Below are 19,075 nucleotides of genomic sequence, written 5' to 3'. Positions count from 1 at the left end.
TTCTCGTCATTCTGTCATATTTTGGACAGGCCAATCCCCTATTTCCATCCCGCTTCAACTATTTATTATGGTAGCATGTTAATCATAATGCGCATGGTTTTACATTTACTTTGTATCAGGAAGAGCTATATATACACCTTAACAAACAGCATCATCATGTTAAATTTTGAATTCAGGAACCCAACGAAGATCTTATTTGGCAAAGGACAGATTGCCAATCTCCGCAAGGAAATCCCTGCCGGAGCAAAACTATTGATGCTTTATGGCGGAGGTAGTATTAAACAGAATGGTATTTATGATCAGGTGAAAGATGCCCTACAGGGATTTACCGTATTGGAATTCAGTGGCATTCCCGCCAATCCGGAATATGAGGTATTACTGAAGGCCCTCAAAGTGATCAAAGAAGAAAAGATCGACTTTATGCTGGCAGTCGGCGGTGGCTCTGTTATTGATGGTGTGAAATTCCTTTCGTCTGCTGCCCTTTATGAAGGCGACAATCCATGGGACATACTTACCCAAAAGATCGTCACTAAAAAAGGATTGCCATTCGGCACCGTGCTGACATTGCCGGCTACAGGCTCAGAAATGAATTCCGGCGCGGTGATCAGCAGGAAGGAGACACAGGAGAAATTCTCCATGGGTGGCCTGGGACTATTTCCGCAGTTCTCTGTCCTGGATCCACAGGTGGTGGCTTCCATTCCTAAACGTCAGCTGGCCAATGGCATCACAGATGCCTTCACCCATGTACTGGAGCAATATATGACCTACCCTGCCGGGGCCATGTTGCAGGACAGGATCGCGGAAAGTATCATGCAAACACTCATAGAGGTAGCCCCAAGGGTCATAAGAGATCCTGCTGATTACGAGGCAGCGGCCAATTTTATGTGGAGTTGCACCATGGCCCTCAACGGTCTGATACAGAAAGGAGTGCCTACGGATTGGGCTATTCATGCTATGGGACATGAATTGACCGCCATGTTCGGAATAGATCATGCCCGGACACTGGCTATTATTGCACCCTCCCATTATCGCTACAACTTCGAAGGTAAAAAAGAAAAACTGGCCCAATACGCCGAACGTGTCTGGAATGTAACGGCCATGAGCCTGGAAGAACAGGCCACCGCCGGCATAAGGATGACAGAAGAGTTCTTTCACTCCCTCGACATAAATACAAGACTGTCTGAGTACACCGGATTGTATGAAGGAACGGCTCAGATCATCTCCCGGAGATTCACAGAAAGAGGCTGGAACGGCCTGGGAGAAAGAAAGTCATTAACACCTGCTGACGTTGAGAAGATCGTTGAAATGAGTTATTAAGTGAAAATAAAAACTCCGTCAGCATTCCTTCCAAGAAAGATGGCTGACGGAGTTAAAGTTTATAGCTTGGTGTATCAAACCGCTACTCCAGTGTCCTCCATTTTATCCTGCAGTTCTTTCACCGTCATATTATACAAGACACTGTGACGGCCGTTCACACGCTGCACCAGGTGCACATGTGCGATGAAGTTCTGTACTATCTGGATCTTGTCGCTCGGCGTTACTACCAGCAACTGCAGGTGCAGCTGTTTACAAAGCTCCATCAGGTAAGTTGCTTTCTCCTCATCCTGGTTGCTGAAGCTCTCATCCACGGCAATGAACCGCAAACTACGTGCATTCTTTCCTTCCCTGGTAATACCAAACTGGTACGCGATAGCACTACAGAGAATGGTGTAGGTCAGCTGGGCTTTCTCACCACCCGACAACTGTCCCATCTGCCTGTATATCTTCTTAGACTCATTCGTTTCCCGGAAACGCTCATCTGCCCAGAACTCAAACCAGTTACGCGCATCCAGTACACGGGCGCGGTATGCCTCACTCTCATCCAAAGCAGCAATCAATGGCTGCACTTTTTCACGGAAATGCTGCGCCTTCTCTTCAAAGGTACTCTGCTGCCAGTTGGCCGCCTGCGGTAAGGCATCCAGCAAACGTCCCTTAAATTCCCTTGCTTCAGAACCGGAAGCTACCGGTCTTTTCACCAGCTGAATATATGTATCAGGAAGACGGTTGAAGTTGATACCGCTCAGAGAATGGTTCAGTTTCTGGATCGTATTGGAGATATCACGCTCCCACTTCTCCATTTCCTCATTCAGGCCACCAATCTTGTAAGTGATGGTAACGTTGATATAACTTTCAAAGTCCTTCTTGAATCCCGGCAAGTTATCGGTGGTCAGCTTATTCAGCCATTCGATATATTCTGTAGCATGCACGGCATCATCAGAGAAGGCCTGTACATCAGCTATCCAGTCGGGGAATTTCTGTATTACTTCCGCAGAAGGGCTCTTCAGACGGTTGATGCTTCTGTTCAGCATCACCTCTTCTTTGTGACGGGCGTCTTCTGCCAGTTTAAGATCCTGTTCCTTATTCTCACGGAGTGATTTATAGATGCCGGCAATATTGTCTAATGTCACGTTACCTAACAGGTGACTATGCTGCTGCTGGAAGTTGAGCAGTTCATCCTTATCAGCTTCCGTGATATGCTGTAACAAATGCTGCATAGCCTGTTGTTCTTCCTCCATATCAGCAATGTTACGCTGTTCGAGCGCTTCATTCCTGATGAGCATTGCCTGTGCTTCCTGGTTATCTTCCTTCTGTCGTTCGATGTCCAGCAATTGCTGTTTCAGTGCATCCAGTTCCTGGTTTTCATCTGTCAATGAACCTATCTGCTCCTGTGCCTTACGGATATTCTTCTGGATCTTAGCAACGTTAATTTCATCAAATCCTTTATGTTCTTTCAGACGTCCAATTGCATAGAATTGTTTCTGCAAACGTCCGGACCTTGACTTGCAGGTTTGTAATATTTCGTTGGATGAGATGATCGCTTCATTCAGCTTGTTCCTTTTGGATATCAGCGCATCTTTCTTACGCTCGTTGTTCCAACCCATCACATAACGCGAAGCATCATTACTATTGCTTCTATCGTCCTTTTCATGCCTGTCGCGGTTCTTGATCAAACCTTCCACAGTGATCGCCATATCGTGACGTTGGAGCGCTTTCTCATCGTTCACGCACACATAACTGAACTGCTGGATGATCTGTTGTTGTACCCAGGGACTTAATTTATGATCGGGATGGAAATCAAGTTTATGATATACGGTATCATCTTCCGGATAGAGCGTCAATGCAGATTCCTTGATCTGATAATATATCAGGCGCGTACGCAGGTTATTATTGTTCACGTAAGAAGTAACCTTCTTGTAGTGCTTCTCAGGCACCAGCAGACGCAGTGAGAAAGAGTGCAGCAGCTTTTCAAGAGCAGGCTGCCATTCAATCTCTTCTGCTTTCACCTGAATCAGTTCTCCGGCGAACAGTATTTCACTCACATCGATCTTCAGATTATTACAGATCTCTTTACGCAGTGCTACCAGGTGGGAAGGGATGTTGTTGCGTGATTGATGCAACATTTCTATCTCTTTCTCCAGCGTTTCCTTTTCACTCTCCGCACGCTCTTTTACCCGCTTGGCACTGTATTCATCTTCCTCGTTAAGGCGCTGTTCTGTTTCCAGTTTCAGCGAACTACGATGCACCTCTTTCAGTATCCGCTGATAGGTAGCTTCATCGTTCATATCGTTTTCCTTCAGGTGTAAAGTTTCACACCAGGCGGAAAACTCTTTCAGGTTCTCTTCTGTTTCCACGCGCTTCTTCTCCAGCTCCTGGATCTCTTTTTCCAGTTGCTGTAAACGCTGTCCGGCTTTATTCTGCTCCAGCAGGTTCAGGGTAGTACGTTCCTGTTCCAGCAGGTCAGCCATATTGATCTTTGCTTCCTCTATCTTCTTCAGCAGCCCCTGCACCTCCTGTCTGCGTTCAAACAGGGCTTGCGTCAACAGTTGATTGCGTGTAAAGCTGTTCCAGATAGTAGCAGTGTTCAACTCCTGTTTCAGTTGGGTGATGGTGGTTTGATAGGAAGAGAAGTTCTCATAATGCTCTTTTACAGGCTCCAGCAAGCGGATCTGTTCTTCTGCTTTTTCAATGTTGCGCTGCGCATCGAGCAAGGTAGTGAGGTGTTTCTTCAACTCCTGGAACTGCTCTTCCATATTGCGCGGTTCCAGCATGTTGGTACGGATGAAGTCATCCAGGTTACCCAATACTTTGATACCCACGGTTTGGTTGAACAGCTGTAATGCCTGTATGCTCTGCATGCCCAGAGCATCTACCATACGCTGTGCATACTTGCTGGCGGCATCAAACCATTCCACCTGCCTGCGACCGCCTCTATTGTACAACTGGTCGATGCGGCGCCGCCAGTTGCCACCCAGGTCGAAGGGGCTGAAATCATCAGCAATATGCATAGCGCGGTGGGCCACACCGAAGATCTTACGCATATCGCCGTTCACAAAATACCTTACCTGAAAGAGCGTCACCGCCTGATCAGCCTCATTCGCAAAGTTGGCCAGCAGGATGCTGTAGGCGTCTTCCTTGTTCTCTCTCAGGTAAAGGGTTTTGGTTACACCAGTCGCTTCGTTATTGACCATTCCATATCCGCCCAGCACATAGGAATCTTCTGTTCTGTCGCCCTTCTTCTCACTACCACTACTCTGGTTATAGAAACGATATTTCTTTTCCGGTACCATCAATGTGAGCAGGGCGTCGATGAAAGTGGTCTTGCCACTACCATTGGCGCCTGTCAGCAGGCTGGTGTCACCGTTAGGTTTGATGCTATGTATATGTTCGTCGAATGTACCCCAGTTGAATACTTCCAGGTATTGCAGGCGGAATCCACTCTTGTGATTATCAGTACTAAAAACGTTTAACTGCATTGTGCTAATAAAAGGTTTTTACAGGTATGTTATTCAGCCGCTTCGACGCCTCCGGCATGTGCCATCAGCTGCTGCTGAAAATTGTCCAGCGCTTCACTGTCCACTTTTGCTTTGATAATTTTTCTTATCCTGAACTTCTGCTCGTCTATTACTTCATGGTTTTCCATTTTATGCAGGAAACCACTTTCTTCTACTTTGTCTATTAACCTGTCTATTTCTTTCAGGAATTTGATACGGCTGGCGCCTTCCTTGAAGAAAAGCTCCGCGTATTCTTTTATTTCCCGGCGTTTTTTGATGAGTTCACGGGAAGCAGATTCACTGATCTCAAATTCGGCCATCATTTCGCGCAGCAGCACCAGCATAATACTTTCTTCGTAACTGAAAGAACGTCTTTGTGTCCAGCTTACATATGCTTCATCATCTTCTGAAAGTGCATGTTTCACAAAAGCGTATCCATCCTGTTCGTCCAGTACCAGGAGCAATCCCAGTTGTTGCAGGAAACCGGTCAGTTCGACCTTGTATTGCAGCAATTTCTCCCAGGCGCCTTTCTCCACGTATTCCACCGGGCCTTTCAGCAGTTTTACGACCACTGATGCATAAGGTAATATTTTCGATGTGCTCATAATAATCCGCTCTGTTATTTACCAAATAATAAATAGGGAACCTCCACAAATTTTGTTTGTTCTGCATTCAGTGGGATCAGCTCCGTCGTGTTTTTCACGATATATGCACGACTGGCTTTCTCTCGCAGGAAATCGTAATAGCTGATGATCTCTGCCAGGCCGTTCTCCAGTGGAGAATGTTCCAGCACCTCTTTCAGCGTAGCCGTCTGCTTATCTTTCAGCGCATGTTCCACTTTTTCCCATAGCTGTTTCCGGCTGATGAAGGATGTATTCAGCAACCTGCTGAACCTTGTAATGTCTTCAATCTGCTCGGTAGCATTTGCCGGTTGTTTTACCTCGACAGTTGCTTTCTTCTGTTCCAGCGCCAGTTTCTTCTCCATTACCATCCTGATGCCTACGCTATCATCCAATGTAATGCCACAATCAATATTGTCATCTTCTTCGATCAGGTCGAAGACAAATTCCTTGATGTTGTTGATCTGCTTACGCAGGCGTCTATGTCTGGCTATTTCTTTCTCGGAGATGATCCGGCTAAGCTTTTCCGCCATTTTATCATTGGCATCATATACAGTTTTACCCTGCTGGAGCAGCATGGATTTGATATTCTGCAGGAATTGCTCGTCGCCGCTGATCTTTCTTTCTGTCATGGTGTGCAACAGCTGGTCTGTGAGCTGCCGCCATTCTTCCTGGCCTGCACGGGAAATCAGGAAGTCCCAGAAAGCATAGAAGCTCTTACCCTGGTTACTATTGCGGAGGGAGTCATAGGCTTCAAAGGCAAAGCCGATAATAGCACCTTTGCTCTGTTCAGCCTTGGTATGCTGTTCTACGATAGTGCGGTGGATAGCTTTGAAATTATCTTCCACCTCCCGGAAATCGCTGATCAACTCATAACACAAGCGGGTAAACAGCTCCAGACGCTCTTCCACCTGGGCATTGTTATACCTGTCCGGCACGATACCTAATTCCAGGGCTTTGATCTCTTTATCGATATCGGCCCGTTTATTTTTCAGTATTTCAAGTTTCTTGGCCCTGTCGTCTTCCGTATTCTCTACGATATCCCGTAAGGAGTTGAATAACAGTTTAAAACGGCTTTCCGTACCTACGTGCTGGCGTAGTTGTAAGGTCTGCATCCACTGGAACACCTTCTCGGTGTAGGCGCTGAGCTGGTACTGGGTATTTCCTTCTGCATCCGGGAGATCCTGCAGGAGCCTTTTCTGTACCCAGTTCAGAATATATTTACGGCTGCGGGTTTCCTCATCTTCTCCAAAGTTGATCTTTGCTTCTTCCAGGTCTTCGGTTCCATCATCCTGTTGGCTCAGGGTTTCGGCCAGCAGGCGTACCAGCTGTACCTCAGAAATAGAAAACCTGTTCTCCTCTTTAAAAACACCATATAAGAAGGGTAAGATCCAGTGCGTATTACGCAACCGCAACATCTGTATAGCTGGCGAGGTGGATATTAACCAATATAGATCGTCTTTATTCATAAAAATCCCCAAAGGCCTGTAAGTTGGAGAAAAAAAATGGATTTGAGAACGGATGTGGATAATGGAAAGTTGTAATTTGGCGTATCCGCTGACTATGAAATCGTTACTTGCTACTTGCTTACTACTATCAGGAGTTCAAATGGGGGCCTTCTGCCAGTCCCGATGTGCAACTTATTACAGTTTTACCGAAGTCGCTCCCGCATATCCGGGTGGAGACGAGGGCATTATGAAACATGCAGGAGAGAAGATCATACCGTTAATATCTGCTTATTACAAAAAGATTCATGAATATCCGATACCGAGTTTCCGGGGAGCAACGCTTTATATCAACAAGCAGGGCGTGGTGACGGACGTTATTATCACAGATGACCGAATCCCCGGCAGTTTGCGGGACACGCTCCGCAACGAGTTCATGAAAATGAAGAGGTGGAAACCTGCCAGACAAGATGGACAAGCAGTCTGTGCCACATATCCGTACACTATTATGTGCATACGATGGCAGGACGAGGATTAACTTCGCCAAAAACAATTCCTACTTTACATTGTTGAATACAAATCAAAAGGCTTAAAAGGCCGTTTCCGTCACTTAAACCTACTTACATGAAAGCATTAAAGAAAATCCTGCTGGTCATCGTCGTACTGGTCGCTATTGCACTCATCGCTGCTGCCGTCACTAAAAAACGCTATGCCGTTGAACGGGAAATAGTGATCAATAAACCGAAACAGGAGGTTTTTGACTACATCAAGTTCCTGAAAAACCAGGACAATTACAGTAAATGGGTCATGATGGACCCTGCAATGAAAAAGACATATACAGGTACCGATGGCACTGTCGGTTTTGTTTCCGCCTGGGACAGCGATAAAAAGGACGTAGGTAAAGGCGAACAGGAGATCAAAAAGATCGCCGACGGCGAAAGGGTTGATTTTGAATTACGGTTCATTAAACCCTTTGAATCTACCGAACAGGCGTATATGCAGACTGAATCCGTTTCCCCAACAGAAACTAAGGTAAAATGGGGATTTGACGGGCATATGAATTATCCGATGAACCTGATGCTGTTATTCATGGACTTTGAAAAAATGATCGGAGATGACCTGCAGACCGGGCTCAAAAACCTGAAATCGAACCTGGAGAAATAATTAGCGAACTGAATATGAGCGCTGAGGATAGCAAGATCTATCCTCAGCGCTTTTTTTGTATACGGAAGAGGCTGTTTTAGCAGCGGTTTGTACCCTATTCTATGCAAATCTGAATAATATCAATACTTTTACGCCGCTGAACCGGGGTACCGGCTTTTTTAACAGTACTTTTTTTCTATGTCTGGCGAAATAAAACCGCTTCCTCTTGTATCGATAGTGATGGCTACCTATAATGGGGCAAAGTTCCTGGAAGCACAATTGGATTCGCTGCTTGCGCAAACCTATCCCAATATTGAGATTGTGGCCGTAGATGATTGCAGTAAGGACAATACTGTTGAAATTCTCGAAAGATATGCTGCCAGGCATAGCCATATTCGTGTATTCCGGAATGCGTCGAATCTTGGTTATACTAAAAACTTTGAGAAGGCGGTAAGCGTGGCTGTAGGGGAATTCATTTCCTTCTCTGACCAGGACGACATATGGGCGCCTGAAAAGACAACGCAGTTGATGAACGCCATAGGCGATCATCCTATGATCTACAGCGACTCCCAGCTGGTAACAGAAGATCTTCAGCCACTGAAGAAACATTCTGAACTTAAAAACCAGACGACCTTTGACAATTGCCTTTATTTCACTTCAGACGACTGCATAGCGGGACATTCACTCATCATGAAAAGGTCAATTGCAGTTGCGGCCATGCCTTATCCCAATGTCATACCGTATGACCTCTGGCTGCCTTTTTTCGCCACTTTCTATGGTGAGATCCAATATATCAACACGGCTTTTGTTCAATGGAGACAACACCGCTCAAATGTTACCGGCAAAGCGGTTGACCAGAAAGCAAAAATACGGGAGATGCGGACTGTCTACCAGATGTACCGTGATGCCTGTCCGCCGGCATTTGACAAGGAAAGAAAGGTCTTCCAGCAGTTGCATGACAGCTATAAAAGTTATTCGCTCGCGAATAATTTTAAACGTATGCAACTGTATCTTAAATACAGACGCTATTTCCTGGCAATGAAGAAAAGGAATGAATTCCGCAAGGTCTTGTTTTGTATGAAGATGTTCTTCAAAATGAAGACACTGGGGTAATGTAAGGAGTAAGATGATTGCCTAACAAACAACCTCAAAACCCTCATCTCGCAAGGTTTTAATAATAAAGCTATGGATGTTTTCATCTGCCAATATCATGCAACAGCAATTACTGTTTCATTAGAGATAACATCCGATGCATAAGCTAGAGCAGCATTAATAGACACTATAGAAAGATGGGGATAAGCTTCAATAAGATCTTGTATAGAAGCGCCTTCTGATAATCTCTGCAATATCAGCCCTACAGTAATCCTGGTACCTTTTACAACAGGCTTACCTAGCATAATATCAGCGTTAGACTCTATATACTCTTTGTAATCCATAAAATAACATTAATAAATCTACATCAAGGTTAACATGTTCAAATTTACAAATTTTGAGTAGACCAACAGAAAATGTGATGAGAATAAAAAAAGTCTTGTAACCAATTAATTACAAGACTTTTAAGTAGCCTCGACAGGAATCGAACCTGTATCTGGAGCTTCGGAAACTCTTATACTATCCATTGTACTACGAGGCCGGAAGCCATCCTGTTCACCAGGAAAGGAAGGCAAAACTAATGTATTTAGCGATCAATTACAAAAGCCCCTCTACTTATTTTCAATCACATATTCAGGTTGCTCTTGAAGATCTTCACGGCAATAGCCAGCAGGATCACGCCAAAGAACTTACGTACCACCATCAGGCCCGCTTTACCCAGGATGCGTTCTATCCAGCTCAGAGAGCGCAGTACGATATAGATGATCACCAGGTTCAGAAGGATGCCCGCCAGGATATTCGTTTCTTCGTAGTTGGCTTTGAGCGACATAATGGTAGTCAGGGTACCTGAACCAGCTATCAGCGGAAAGGCAATCGGGATCAGGCTACCTGTTTTGGTATCTTTCTCACTTTTGAAAAACTCCACTCCCAGGATCATTTCCAGACCAATTACAAAGATCACAATGGAACCTGCTACCGCAAAGGAGTGAACATCCACGCTCAAGAGGTTCAGGAATGGCTCTCCAACCAGCAGGAACAGTATCATCAAAAACCCTGAGGCAATAGTAGCCTTTCCTGAGTCGATATGGCCCAGCTTTTCCTTCAGGGAAATCAGTACGGGAATAGATCCAACAATATCAATAACTGCGAAAAGAGTGAAGGTAATAGCCAGAATCTGGTCAAAACTGAACAAACCGAACATAGGATGAGTGTGTTTTGGACAAAAATAAGGTTTAATTGGTTACTACATATTTGAATATAGTATAATAGATACAAATAATTGCGGCAATAAAAAAGGCGCCCTGCAGGAACAGGACGCCTTTCTGGTATAAGCAGGTCCATCAACCGGGCATACGGGAGATGTATTTGTCCATTTCTTTTATCTGGCTTACTATCTGCGCAGTGGTCGGCTTTTGTGCCTTAGCTCTGCGGAAGTAATCTTTTGCTGTTTTAAAGTCCCTGCGGCTCATGGCAATAGAAGCAAGAGTAAGCAGTGCAGCAGCTGTATTTTCTTTGTCAGGCAGCCCCATTCTAACCGCTTTCTTCAGGTTCTGGTCAGCTTCCTTCATGTCGTTTTTCTGGTAAGCGATGGTACCCAGCTGGAAGTATTGCATGCCTTCGTATTCCTTCATCGGACTACCGGATTTGATACTCTGGCGGATAGTCGCTTCTGCCTTGTCCAGGTCCTTATTATACATTGCCATATTACTCTGCATGAAGTAGTACACAGAGCGGATCGGCTTGTACAGCAGTTTAGGGAAAGCGATCTTGTTCATCATTCCCATCGCCTTATCAATATCACCAGCTTCCACCGCTTCCTGTACCAGCCTCATAGGACCGAACATGAAGTGTGTAACCAGGCATACCACACCGATCAGCAGTACGATAGCAGCTTCCCACCAGCCTACGGTGATTCCCAGTGCAACACCACCTAACAGGAAGATAATACCCAATGGCAGACGATATAGAATAAAAAAGTTAAATGCTTTCATTTGTTAGTCTTGTTTTAAAATCTCGTGGAACCCGTTACAAAGTTGCACGTTTTATAGCTTATTTCTTCTAAGAGGCGCAAAGATAAATAAAAAAAGATGTGAGGAAACCGGGAGATTCCTTACCTTTGAATCATCAGATGATATGACGACTAACTTATGACATCTATTAAGAGAAACAGCCTCGCCGACGAAGTGGCCCAGCGGTTACAGGAGCAGATATCTCTCGGGACGTATAAACCAGGAGAGAAATTACCGACAGAGCCAGCTTTGATGCAGGCCTACGGCGTGGGCCGTTCATCCATAAGGGAAGCAGTGCGCATCCTGGCCAACAGTGGCGTACTACGTGTACAACAGGGGCTGGGCACCTTTGTAGAGGCCAGTACTGGTATTGAAGAGCCTTTTCCTCAACGGATAAAACGGGCCGCTGTGGACGACATCGATGAAGTTCGCCAGCTGCTGGAAATGAAGATAGCACAGAAGGCTGCTGTGAACAGAACGGCGGAAGATATCGATAAAATGGAGGCTTATCTGAAAAAGAGGAAGGAAGCTGCCATTGCTGATGATACAGCCAGCGCCATTGAGGCTGATATAAGTTTCCACGTCGCCATTGCGGAAGCGTCAGGCAATAGCATCCTGACCGACCTCTATAAAACGGTGGCGCATCACCTGAAAAATCACTTTATAGCACAGTTCAAAAACGCTGAAAGCTTTAGAGAGACCCAGCATCTGCATAAGAACCTTTTAAATAGCATCATTGCCCAGGATGCACAGAAAGCCTGGCAATGGGCCCAACGTATTACCCAACATAAAAACGACGAGCCAGCAAAGTAAACAGTCATGGAAAAAACATTACAGGAAACCGCTAAAGCGCAGGCACAGCAGGCCGCGCAGAATACCGTATTTTCTATTCTGATCGCGCTCAGCTTCTCCCACATGATCAATGACACTATACAGTCACTGATACCTGCCATCTATCCGATCGTTAAAGATTCCCTTCAACTCTCTTTCAGCCAGATAGGACTGATCACGCTCTCTTATCAGCTGACAGCGTCCCTGCTGCAACCGTTAGTAGGGTTTTATACTGACAAAAATCCGAAGCCCTATTCACTTGCCATTGGCATGGGCTTTACCTTAGTGGGACTGATCAGTCTTTCCCAGGCACACCATTTTTACCTGGTTTTATTGTCGGTGGCTTTGGTTGGCGTAGGCTCTTCCATTTTCCATCCAGAAGCTTCCCGCCTGGCCTATATGGCTTCCGGTGGCAGGCATGGTATGGCACAATCGCTTTTTCAACTGGGAGGAAATGCAGGTAGCTCTCTGGGGCCACTGCTCGCAGCCATGATCATTGTACCAAAAGGTCAGTCCAGCATCAGCTGGTTCTCACTGGCAGCGTTGCTGGCCATAGTTGTGATGATCAATATCGGGGCATGGTATAAAAACAATACACATCGCATCCGCAGTAAATCGAAAGGTGCGGGTACATCAGCACATGTACAGCTATCCAGGGGTAAAGTCATTTTTGCACTGAGCATATTGCTGGTGCTGATCTTCTCCAAATACTTTTACATGGCCAGTATGACCACTTATTATACATTTTACCTCATTGATAAATTCCATGTGTCGGTATCAGCTGCGCAGGTGTATCTCTTTATCTTCCTTTTTGCAATTGCTGCAGGTACTTTCATCGGCGGACCAGTGGGCGACCGTATAGGAAGAAAGTATGTGATCTGGATATCGATATTGGGAGTAGCACCGTTCTCACTGTTATTGCCACATGCTAACCTGTTCTGGACATCTGTACTTAGTGTATTTATTGGCGTGATCCTGTCATCTGCTTTCTCAGCCATTCTTGTTTATGCACAGGAATTAGTGCCAGGCAAAGTAGGTATGATCGCCGGATTGTTCTTCGGGCTTGCATTTGGGATGGGCGGCATCGGGTCTGCCTTACTGGGAAAACTGGCCGACAAGACCAGCATTGCCTATGTATTTGACGTATGTGCTTATCTGCCGCTAATAGGCTTACTTACAGGCCTGCTTCCTGATGTGGAACGTTCAGGTAAATCGAAATAAAACCAGCTCACCGGTCCCTGTCGGCAAAAGGATTTTGTCACCAGGGACTGGTGAGTGCATTATTAGATAAAACGCTCTGGGTTTCATCAATTAAATAACCATTAAGACACAATCTTTAGTATGTATATGCAATGAAGTTTAACCAATATGTTTATATGTGATTCGTGGAATGCCGGGTGAAATATTTTGTATCGCGTTAAGCAGTCTGTCCATCAGGTCGTTAACCAAAATTATATAGTGCTGCTGAAATAACATTGCAGTTCCAGGCTGGACAATGTTTTTGCCTCCTTTTTTATTTGTCTGGCTTCTATCCCAACCCAGCAATACTATTCAGGAAAAATTATTATATTTAGTCGGGGCTTAAATCTCATACATATGGAAACAACTTCTCAACGTGATGAACGACTTTGGAAAATCGCCCAGTCAAGAGCGAAATTCAAAACGTCACTTATCATTTACCTCGTTACGAATGCATTCTTCTGGGCAATCTGGCTGGCTACAGGAGCCTATGGGCACGGTGGCACTCCATGGCCTGTATGGCCGGGAATTGGCTGGGGGCTTGCACTGGCGTTCCAGTATTTTAACGCCTGGCATCGCGATCCATTCGGAGATGCAGTAAAAGAGTATGAAAAGCTTCAGGCAGAAAAGCAACGCAGGGGCGTATAAAACTCCGCACTTCTATAAATTCCACTACCTTTATAAGAGGTACACCACGTAAGCCAGATCTACAATATGGAGCAGCCACGCAGATTATTTGACGTTATCGAGCACCAGCTTAAGAACTTCCCAAAGTCAGACATGCTGGTAGGAAAAGAAAACAATGTCTGGAAAAAATACAGCACACAGGAAGTAGCCGATCTTACACTCCGCTTTAGTGCAGGGCTGCTACAACTTGGTATAGGCAAAGGAGACACCACTCCTGAAGGCTCAGACAAGATTGCAATAGTATCCCCTAACCGTCCGGAATGGATGCTGACAGATCTTGCCTGCCAACAGGCCGGGGCTGTGCTGGCGCCATTATATCCGACAATCAGCGAACACGAAACGGAGTTCATTCTGAATGATTCAGGCGCTTCCATTCTTTTCATAAGCGGCCAGGATATACTTGACAAGATCGCACCTATCCGTCATAAATTATCCCACCTCAAAGAGATCTTTTCCTTTACCAAAATACCAGGCTGCCGCCACTGGAGCGAGATCCCGGATATGGCTAAACAGGAGGATATTGAAAGGATAAAGGTAATCAGGGAAAAAATCGATCCTGAACAACTGGCTACTATCATCTATACTTCGGGCACTACCGGCACACCTAAAGGTGTCATGCTGAATCACAGGAATATTATGAGCAATGTGATGGCATGTATACCTTATCTGCCTGTAAGCCAGGAGGCCAGAGCACTCAGCTTCCTACCGCTCAATCATGTTTTCGAACGTATGGTAACCTATGTATACCTTACTGCAGGAGTACCTATTTACTATGCCGAAAGTATGGAAACCATCGCCGACAACCTGCGTGAGGTGAAGCCAAGCATCTTTACTACGGTACCTCGGCTGCTCGAAAAAGTATATGAAAAGATCATGTCCAAAGGACTGGAATTAAAGGGTATCAAACGCGCTCTTTTCTTCTGGTCTGTAGAACTGGGCAAGAAATATGAGATCAATAAATCCATGGGCTGGTGGTATAACTTCCAGTTGTCTATTGCCAATAAACTTGTGTTCAAGAAATGGCGGGAAGCGCTGGGAGGCAATATCGACGCTGTTGTTGTTGGCTCTGCTGCCTGCCAGGTGAGGTTACTGAAAATATTCACTGCTGCCAATATCCCCATTCTCGAGGGCTATGGCCTTACTGAAACATCACCCGTGATCAGTGTTAACCGTGTAAATGTTAAAGACCGTATGTTTGGAACGGTAGGCCCGCTCATCAGTAATGTGGAAGTTAAAATAGCAGAAGATGGCGAGATCCTTTGTAAAGGACCTAACATTACACTCGGATATTACAAACGCCCGGACCTGACCGCCGATGCGATCACAAACGGCTGGTTCCACACCGGCGATATTGGCGTACTCGTCAACAATAAGTTCCTGAAGATCACAGACCGTAAAAAGGAGCTGTTTAAGACCTCCGGAGGAAAATTCGTGGCTCCGCAGCCTATCGAGAATAAATTCAAGGAATCGCCCTTTATTGAGCAGATCATGGTGGTAGGTGAAGGACGTAAATTTACCGCCGCCCTGATCGTTCCCTCTTTCACGCAACTGGAGAGCTGGGCTGCAAAAAAAGGCCTTCATACCTCTTCTCATGAAGAACTGCTGCAAAACGATGATATCCAGCAACTTTATCAACAGGTCGTTGAGAAGTATAATCAGTATTTCAGCCATATAGAGCAGATCAAGAAATTTGAACTGCTGCCCAGGGAATGGACAATCGCCAACGGAGAGCTCTCCCCTACCCTTAAAGTAAAGCGGAAAGTGATCACCCAGAAATACGAGCAACAGATTGAGAAAATTTACAATAGCACTGTGAGCGGGCAAATTTTGAGCTAAATGCTCGAAATATGTAAAAAACGTTTACTTTTGCACTCCACTTTAGGGTTCATGCCCTATGGCCCGGTAGTTCAATGGATAGAATAGAAGTTTCCTAAACTTTAGATACAAGTTCGATTCTTGTCCGGGCTACGAAGAAAAGTCAGCAGTGATGCTGGCTTTTTTTTTACCGAACGGCGACGATTATTTATTTAAATAAATCTTCTGCTAGTACTTCCCCGTCCACGATGTCGCGGTAGTAATCGTTTTTCTTCACACCATAAGTGGTGATCATGGTAGAAAAAATTGTACTCCTGGTTTTCGTTTCAGACCGAAACACGGCCTTCTTATTTTCCAATTCCTCCGCATATTTTTTGTCAATAACAAATTCACCATTGGTAAACTTCATTTCACAAAGATTGATCACTTTATCCTGCCTGTCGAGCAGCAGATCGATCTGTGCCCCCTTCTTTCCTTTAGCAGGCTTATATCGCCAACTGGAAGCCTTAGTAAATACGCCTTCGATACCCAACGCCTTTTTGATCTGCAGAACATGTTTTTGACAAACCGACTCAAACGCAAACCCGCTCCAACTTGTATACGAGGCGGTTGTTGATTGCCGGAGCCAGGTACCCGCACCAGTGGCCAGGGCGTGTTCGATGAATTTCAGATAAAATAGAGAATACTCATCGGAAAGTTTATAGATGCTTTCTTTTTCATTTTTCCCAAAAGGGACATAAGGTGTGATAAATCCTGATTCTTCAAGCTCATTCAGGATTTTGGTCGTTGAGCCGCCCGAACTAAATCCACATTCATCTATTATTTCGTTGCGGCTAAGCCCTTTTGCATTCTTAGCAAGCGCACGGATCACCTCTTCGTGGTGATGAGAGTCGTTAAACAAAGATTGGTAAAGGTTTTTGAACTCACCCTTTAAAAAACCATCCTTAGTAAAACACAGCCTATCTATCGCCTGAACAACACTTTCTCCTTTTTGGATTCCCTTAAGATAGTGCGGTATCCCTCCTATGGCCATATAGAGCTGTAGGATCAAATATTTGCTTAGCCGGATACCCCGGCCAAGCAAATATTGTTCGGTTTCCGCAAGCGTAAATGGGAGCAGGCGAATGGTCTGAGTCACCCGGTTATGCAAGCCTCCTTTGTTATTGATCACCTGGTCGATCATCCAGGAAGCGGCCGACCCGCAAATAATCACTTTAAGATGATCTTTCTTTGAAGCAGAACTATTCCACCAATGTTCAAATGCCTGCAGAAAGCCTGACTTTTGGGTATGAAACCAGGGAAATTCATCAAAGAATAATACTGCTGGTTTACTTTTGGGTAAGCCATTCAGATACTGATCCATGATGTGAAATGCCTGTATCCAATTCGCTGGCGTAGCAATGGGCACATTACTCTTCATAGCAGTTTGCAGCGCAAGACCAAAATTCTGTAACTGTTCCCTAAGTGAAGCGCCATGAATTCCAGTCACCTCAAAAATGATCCTCTCTTTGAAATAACTACGGATAAGAAACGTCTTCCCAACCCGACGTCGGCCGTATACTGCAATTAGCTCCGATTCTCCGGATGCAATTCTTCCAGCTAGTATCTTTTGTTCTTCTATACGTCCTACCAGCATAATTCACACTTTTATACTCAGCCAAAAGTACGTTTTTTCCACGTTTTTGGCCGGGCATAGCTATTCATACTCAGCCAAAACCCAGTTTTTTACTGAGTTTTGGCTGAGTATAATTTCATATACCCAGCCAAAACCAGTAAGAATCATGCCGGCCAGATGGAATTTGATACTATCAGCATCAAAATTATGATGTATAAACATGATATAATTTACCTTTACTTACGATGGGCACGCAATCATTCAAACTAGAGATATCTTCCGCCATAGGCACAGTCTCCGCCAAATACATCACGCCAGCCAAGCCAGCGTGTATCTTCACCCTGGCACATGGAGCCGGGGCCGGTATGGAGCATATCTTCATGGAAAGTTTAGCTGAAGCACTCTCTAAAGCAGGCATCGCCACCTTACGGTTTAATTTTCCTTTTACTGAAAATAAAAAAGGCAGACCAGATTCACCTGCCGTCGCACACGCAACAATAGAAGCCGCTATTAAGAAAGCGCATGAATTAGCGCCTAAACTCCCGCTGTTTGCTTCTGGTAAATCTTTTGGAGGAAGAATGAGTTCACAATACCTGGCAGCTAATCCAGATAGTAAAGTTGCGGGGCTCGTCTTTTATGGCTTTCCACTTCACCCTGCCGGTAAACCTTCTATCGAACGCGCCGATCATCTGAAAGAGATAAAAATACCCATGCTTTTCCTGCAGGGCTCAAAAGATACATTGGCTACCTGGGACCTGATTGAAACAGTCTGTGGTTCTCTGAAGAAAGCGACTTTGGTAAAGCTGGAAGGCGCAGATCATTCTTTTAAAGCCGGTAAAAAAGATGTGATGTCTTTGCTGGTAGATGAAACAAAGCAATGGGTAGAGAAAAGGCTGTAAACTATCAGCTACGGCAACACTGCACACTCACTGCTTGTGTCCATTCTCATGAGTACTCAATGATGTATTCCATCAGCTGTAAAGTCCATTCTTAAATCGCTTCGCCAATAATCCTGTTGCCCGTGAAGGATCGACGTCAGCTACTATCACCCCTACCCTGCCATACACTTCATGTTTAACGCAAGTACCATCAGGTGCTACCACTGACGATGCTGCATCAGGATAAAGCGACGCATAATTAGAGCTTGCCATATAAATGGTATTCTCCATTGCTCTCAGCATGATCGCTTTTTCATAGTAAGGATTCTCTTTGCTGCCCCACTCTTTAGGCAATATACCCTCAGTATTACTTCCTCCAAAATGAGGAAAAAACACAATCTTAGCATCCCGCTGTGCAGCCCATCTCACAGACTCAGGATAACGGAATCCTTCATGACAGATAGTAATACCGAACTTCACACCATTGACCTCAAAGAGCTGCCGCTCGGTACCTGCTTCCCACAGATTGTCTTCCGTAGGATCTAACTGATTCTTGGATTGGAATCCTAACACTTCTCCACTGGCAGCAACAACAAAAGCCACATTCAATAATTTCCCTTCATAATGCCAATCCATGGGAACTATAATAGCAATTGAATTTTCTGAAGCAATTGCACATACTTTGTCTAATGCTGCCTGCAACCTTTCCTGTGTGCGGTCTTCTGCTTCGTATCCCATCCCCGGATAGCCAGGAAGATATGATTCAGGAAAACAGATAATCTCAGCCTGCGCCGCAGCTGCATCTTTTACTAATTTTTCAAGCCAGAATAATCCGTCATTGATCGACTTGGGAAAAGGAGGGGAAGCCAGAGCGATTTTCATTGTGCAGT

The 19,075-nt window shown here is 45.1% G+C and carries 16 protein-coding genes and 2 tRNA genes; 9 read left to right on the top strand and 9 right to left on the bottom strand.

Translation table 11 applies throughout. The features are described 5' to 3' along the window. Positions 1-156 precede the first annotated feature (156 nt). Positions 157-1,317: an iron-containing alcohol dehydrogenase gene (locus L3C95_RS05265; protein WP_236385723.1), complete on the top strand. Its 1,161-nt coding sequence runs from the start codon at positions 157-159 to the stop codon at positions 1,315-1,317. Positions 1,318-1,391: 74 nt separating this feature from the next. Here the strand turns inward: L3C95_RS05265 and L3C95_RS05260 are convergent, their stop codons facing one another. Genes L3C95_RS05260 through L3C95_RS05250 form a run of 3 tightly spaced genes read right to left on the bottom strand, consistent with a single transcriptional unit; the run spans position 1,392 to position 6,900 of the window. Beyond that, positions 1,392-4,793 (bottom strand): ATP-binding protein, encoded by a 3,402-nt coding sequence (locus L3C95_RS05260; RefSeq protein ID WP_236385722.1) that lies wholly within the window; start codon positions 4,791-4,793, stop codon positions 1,392-1,394. A gap of 29 nt (positions 4,794-4,822) precedes the next feature. Then, entirely contained in the window at positions 4,823-5,416 is a 594-nt protein-coding gene (locus L3C95_RS05255) for a DUF4194 domain-containing protein (RefSeq protein ID WP_236385721.1), read from the bottom strand. 14 nt (positions 5,417-5,430) lie between these two features. Then, on the bottom strand, positions 5,431-6,900 hold the full coding sequence (locus L3C95_RS05250) for a DUF3375 domain-containing protein (protein WP_236385720.1): 1,470 nt from the start codon (positions 6,898-6,900) through the stop codon (positions 5,431-5,433). 600 nt (positions 6,901-7,500) lie between these two features. On the opposite strand from L3C95_RS05250, the gene L3C95_RS05245 reads away from it, so the two are divergent. Both L3C95_RS05245 and L3C95_RS05240 read left to right on the top strand, forming a co-directional pair. Beyond that, positions 7,501-8,040 (top strand): SRPBCC family protein, encoded by a 540-nt coding sequence (locus L3C95_RS05245; protein ID WP_236385719.1) that lies wholly within the window; start codon positions 7,501-7,503, stop codon positions 8,038-8,040. Positions 8,041-8,217: 177 nt separating this feature from the next. After that, the gene (locus L3C95_RS05240; RefSeq protein ID WP_236385718.1) at positions 8,218-9,132 is read left to right on the top strand and encodes a glycosyltransferase family 2 protein; all 915 of its coding nucleotides are present in this window, start codon (positions 8,218-8,220) and stop codon (positions 9,130-9,132) included. 95 nt (positions 9,133-9,227) lie between these two features. Here the strand turns inward: L3C95_RS05240 and L3C95_RS05235 are convergent, their stop codons facing one another. From L3C95_RS05235 to L3C95_RS05220, 4 genes are all read right to left on the bottom strand, one after another. Next, positions 9,228-9,455: a DUF433 domain-containing protein gene (locus tag L3C95_RS05235; RefSeq protein ID WP_236385717.1), complete on the bottom strand. Its 228-nt coding sequence runs from the start codon at positions 9,453-9,455 to the stop codon at positions 9,228-9,230. A gap of 125 nt (positions 9,456-9,580) precedes the next feature. After that, a tRNA-Arg gene (locus L3C95_RS05230) sits at positions 9,581-9,652 on the bottom strand. Between the two features lie 84 nt (positions 9,653-9,736). Continuing rightward, the gene (locus tag L3C95_RS05225; protein WP_236385716.1) at positions 9,737-10,312 is read right to left on the bottom strand and encodes a MarC family protein; all 576 of its coding nucleotides are present in this window, start codon (positions 10,310-10,312) and stop codon (positions 9,737-9,739) included. 139 nt (positions 10,313-10,451) lie between these two features. Continuing rightward, positions 10,452-11,102 carry a tetratricopeptide repeat protein gene (locus L3C95_RS05220; RefSeq protein ID WP_236385715.1) on the bottom strand — a complete coding sequence of 217 codons (651 nt, stop codon included), beginning with the start codon at positions 11,100-11,102 and terminating at the stop codon, positions 10,452-10,454. Positions 11,103-11,258: 156 nt separating this feature from the next. On the opposite strand from L3C95_RS05220, the gene L3C95_RS05215 reads away from it, so the two are divergent. The 5 genes from L3C95_RS05215 (at position 11,259) to L3C95_RS05195 (ending at position 15,845) form a co-directional block, all read left to right on the top strand. After that, positions 11,259-11,933: a FadR/GntR family transcriptional regulator gene (locus tag L3C95_RS05215; RefSeq protein WP_236385714.1), complete on the top strand. Its 675-nt coding sequence runs from the start codon at positions 11,259-11,261 to the stop codon at positions 11,931-11,933. A 6-nt stretch (positions 11,934-11,939) separates the two neighbouring features. Beyond that, on the top strand, positions 11,940-13,172 hold the full coding sequence (locus tag L3C95_RS05210; RefSeq protein ID WP_236385713.1) for an MFS transporter: 1,233 nt from the start codon (positions 11,940-11,942) through the stop codon (positions 13,170-13,172). A gap of 375 nt (positions 13,173-13,547) precedes the next feature. Further along, entirely contained in the window at positions 13,548-13,838 is a 291-nt protein-coding gene (locus tag L3C95_RS05205) for a 2TM domain-containing protein (protein WP_236385712.1), read from the top strand. A 66-nt stretch (positions 13,839-13,904) separates the two neighbouring features. Then, positions 13,905-15,713 (top strand): AMP-dependent synthetase/ligase, encoded by a 1,809-nt coding sequence (locus tag L3C95_RS05200; protein ID WP_236385711.1) that lies wholly within the window; start codon positions 13,905-13,907, stop codon positions 15,711-15,713. Between the two features lie 60 nt (positions 15,714-15,773). After that, a tRNA-Arg gene (locus L3C95_RS05195) sits at positions 15,774-15,845 on the top strand. Positions 15,846-15,900: 55 nt separating this feature from the next. Here the strand turns inward: L3C95_RS05195 and L3C95_RS05190 are convergent. Then, a complete protein-coding gene (locus tag L3C95_RS05190) occupies positions 15,901-17,328 on the bottom strand; it encodes an AAA family ATPase (protein WP_236385710.1) in 1,428 nt (475 codons plus the stop codon). 224 nt (positions 17,329-17,552) lie between these two features. Here L3C95_RS05190 and L3C95_RS05185 point away from each other — a divergent pair, with 224 nt between their 5' ends. Further along, positions 17,553-18,206 (top strand): alpha/beta family hydrolase, encoded by a 654-nt coding sequence (locus tag L3C95_RS05185; RefSeq protein WP_236385708.1) that lies wholly within the window; start codon positions 17,553-17,555, stop codon positions 18,204-18,206. 72 nt (positions 18,207-18,278) lie between these two features. Here L3C95_RS05185 and L3C95_RS05180 read toward each other — a convergent pair whose 3' ends face one another. Continuing rightward, positions 18,279-19,067: a carbon-nitrogen hydrolase family protein gene (locus L3C95_RS05180; RefSeq protein ID WP_236385707.1), complete on the bottom strand. Its 789-nt coding sequence runs from the start codon at positions 19,065-19,067 to the stop codon at positions 18,279-18,281. Positions 19,068-19,075: the final 8 nt, after the last annotated feature.

The organism is Chitinophaga filiformis (genome assembly GCF_021646545.1).
Taxonomy (GTDB): domain Bacteria; phylum Bacteroidota; class Bacteroidia; order Chitinophagales; family Chitinophagaceae; genus Chitinophaga; species Chitinophaga filiformis_A.
The sequence above is the reverse complement of the archived record's forward strand: the minus strand, read 5'-3'. Positions and strand labels throughout refer to the sequence as shown.

What these genes read in the sequence shown, in the direction of transcription:
- L3C95_RS05215 (WP_236385714.1), top strand. Translation starts at nt 11,259, where the DNA reads ATGACATCTATTAAGAGAAACAGCCTCGCCGACGAAGTGGCCCAGCGG.
- L3C95_RS05265 (WP_236385723.1), top strand. Translation starts at nt 157, where the DNA reads ATGTTAAATTTTGAATTCAGGAACCCAACGAAGATCTTATTTGGCAAA.
- L3C95_RS05200 (WP_236385711.1), top strand. Translation starts at nt 13,905, where the DNA reads ATGGAGCAGCCACGCAGATTATTTGACGTTATCGAGCACCAGCTTAAG.
- L3C95_RS05205 (WP_236385712.1), top strand. Translation starts at nt 13,548, where the DNA reads ATGGAAACAACTTCTCAACGTGATGAACGACTTTGGAAAATCGCCCAG.
- L3C95_RS05245 (WP_236385719.1), top strand. Translation starts at nt 7,501, where the DNA reads ATGAAAGCATTAAAGAAAATCCTGCTGGTCATCGTCGTACTGGTCGCT.
- L3C95_RS05190 (WP_236385710.1), bottom strand. Translation starts at nt 17,328, where the DNA reads ATGCTGGTAGGACGTATAGAAGAACAAAAGATACTAGCTGGAAGAATT.
- L3C95_RS05255 (WP_236385721.1), bottom strand. Translation starts at nt 5,416, where the DNA reads ATGAGCACATCGAAAATATTACCTTATGCATCAGTGGTCGTAAAACTG.
- L3C95_RS05185 (WP_236385708.1), top strand. Translation starts at nt 17,553, where the DNA reads ATGGGCACGCAATCATTCAAACTAGAGATATCTTCCGCCATAGGCACA.
- L3C95_RS05180 (WP_236385707.1), bottom strand. Translation starts at nt 19,067, where the DNA reads ATGAAAATCGCTCTGGCTTCCCCTCCTTTTCCCAAGTCGATCAATGAC.
- L3C95_RS05210 (WP_236385713.1), top strand. Translation starts at nt 11,940, where the DNA reads ATGGAAAAAACATTACAGGAAACCGCTAAAGCGCAGGCACAGCAGGCC.
- L3C95_RS05240 (WP_236385718.1), top strand. Translation starts at nt 8,218, where the DNA reads ATGTCTGGCGAAATAAAACCGCTTCCTCTTGTATCGATAGTGATGGCT.
- L3C95_RS05235 (WP_236385717.1), bottom strand. Translation starts at nt 9,455, where the DNA reads ATGGATTACAAAGAGTATATAGAGTCTAACGCTGATATTATGCTAGGT.
- L3C95_RS05225 (WP_236385716.1), bottom strand. Translation starts at nt 10,312, where the DNA reads ATGTTCGGTTTGTTCAGTTTTGACCAGATTCTGGCTATTACCTTCACT.
- L3C95_RS05220 (WP_236385715.1), bottom strand. Translation starts at nt 11,102, where the DNA reads ATGAAAGCATTTAACTTTTTTATTCTATATCGTCTGCCATTGGGTATT.
- L3C95_RS05250 (WP_236385720.1), bottom strand. Translation starts at nt 6,900, where the DNA reads ATGAATAAAGACGATCTATATTGGTTAATATCCACCTCGCCAGCTATA.
- L3C95_RS05260 (WP_236385722.1), bottom strand. Translation starts at nt 4,793, where the DNA reads ATGCAGTTAAACGTTTTTAGTACTGATAATCACAAGAGTGGATTCCGC.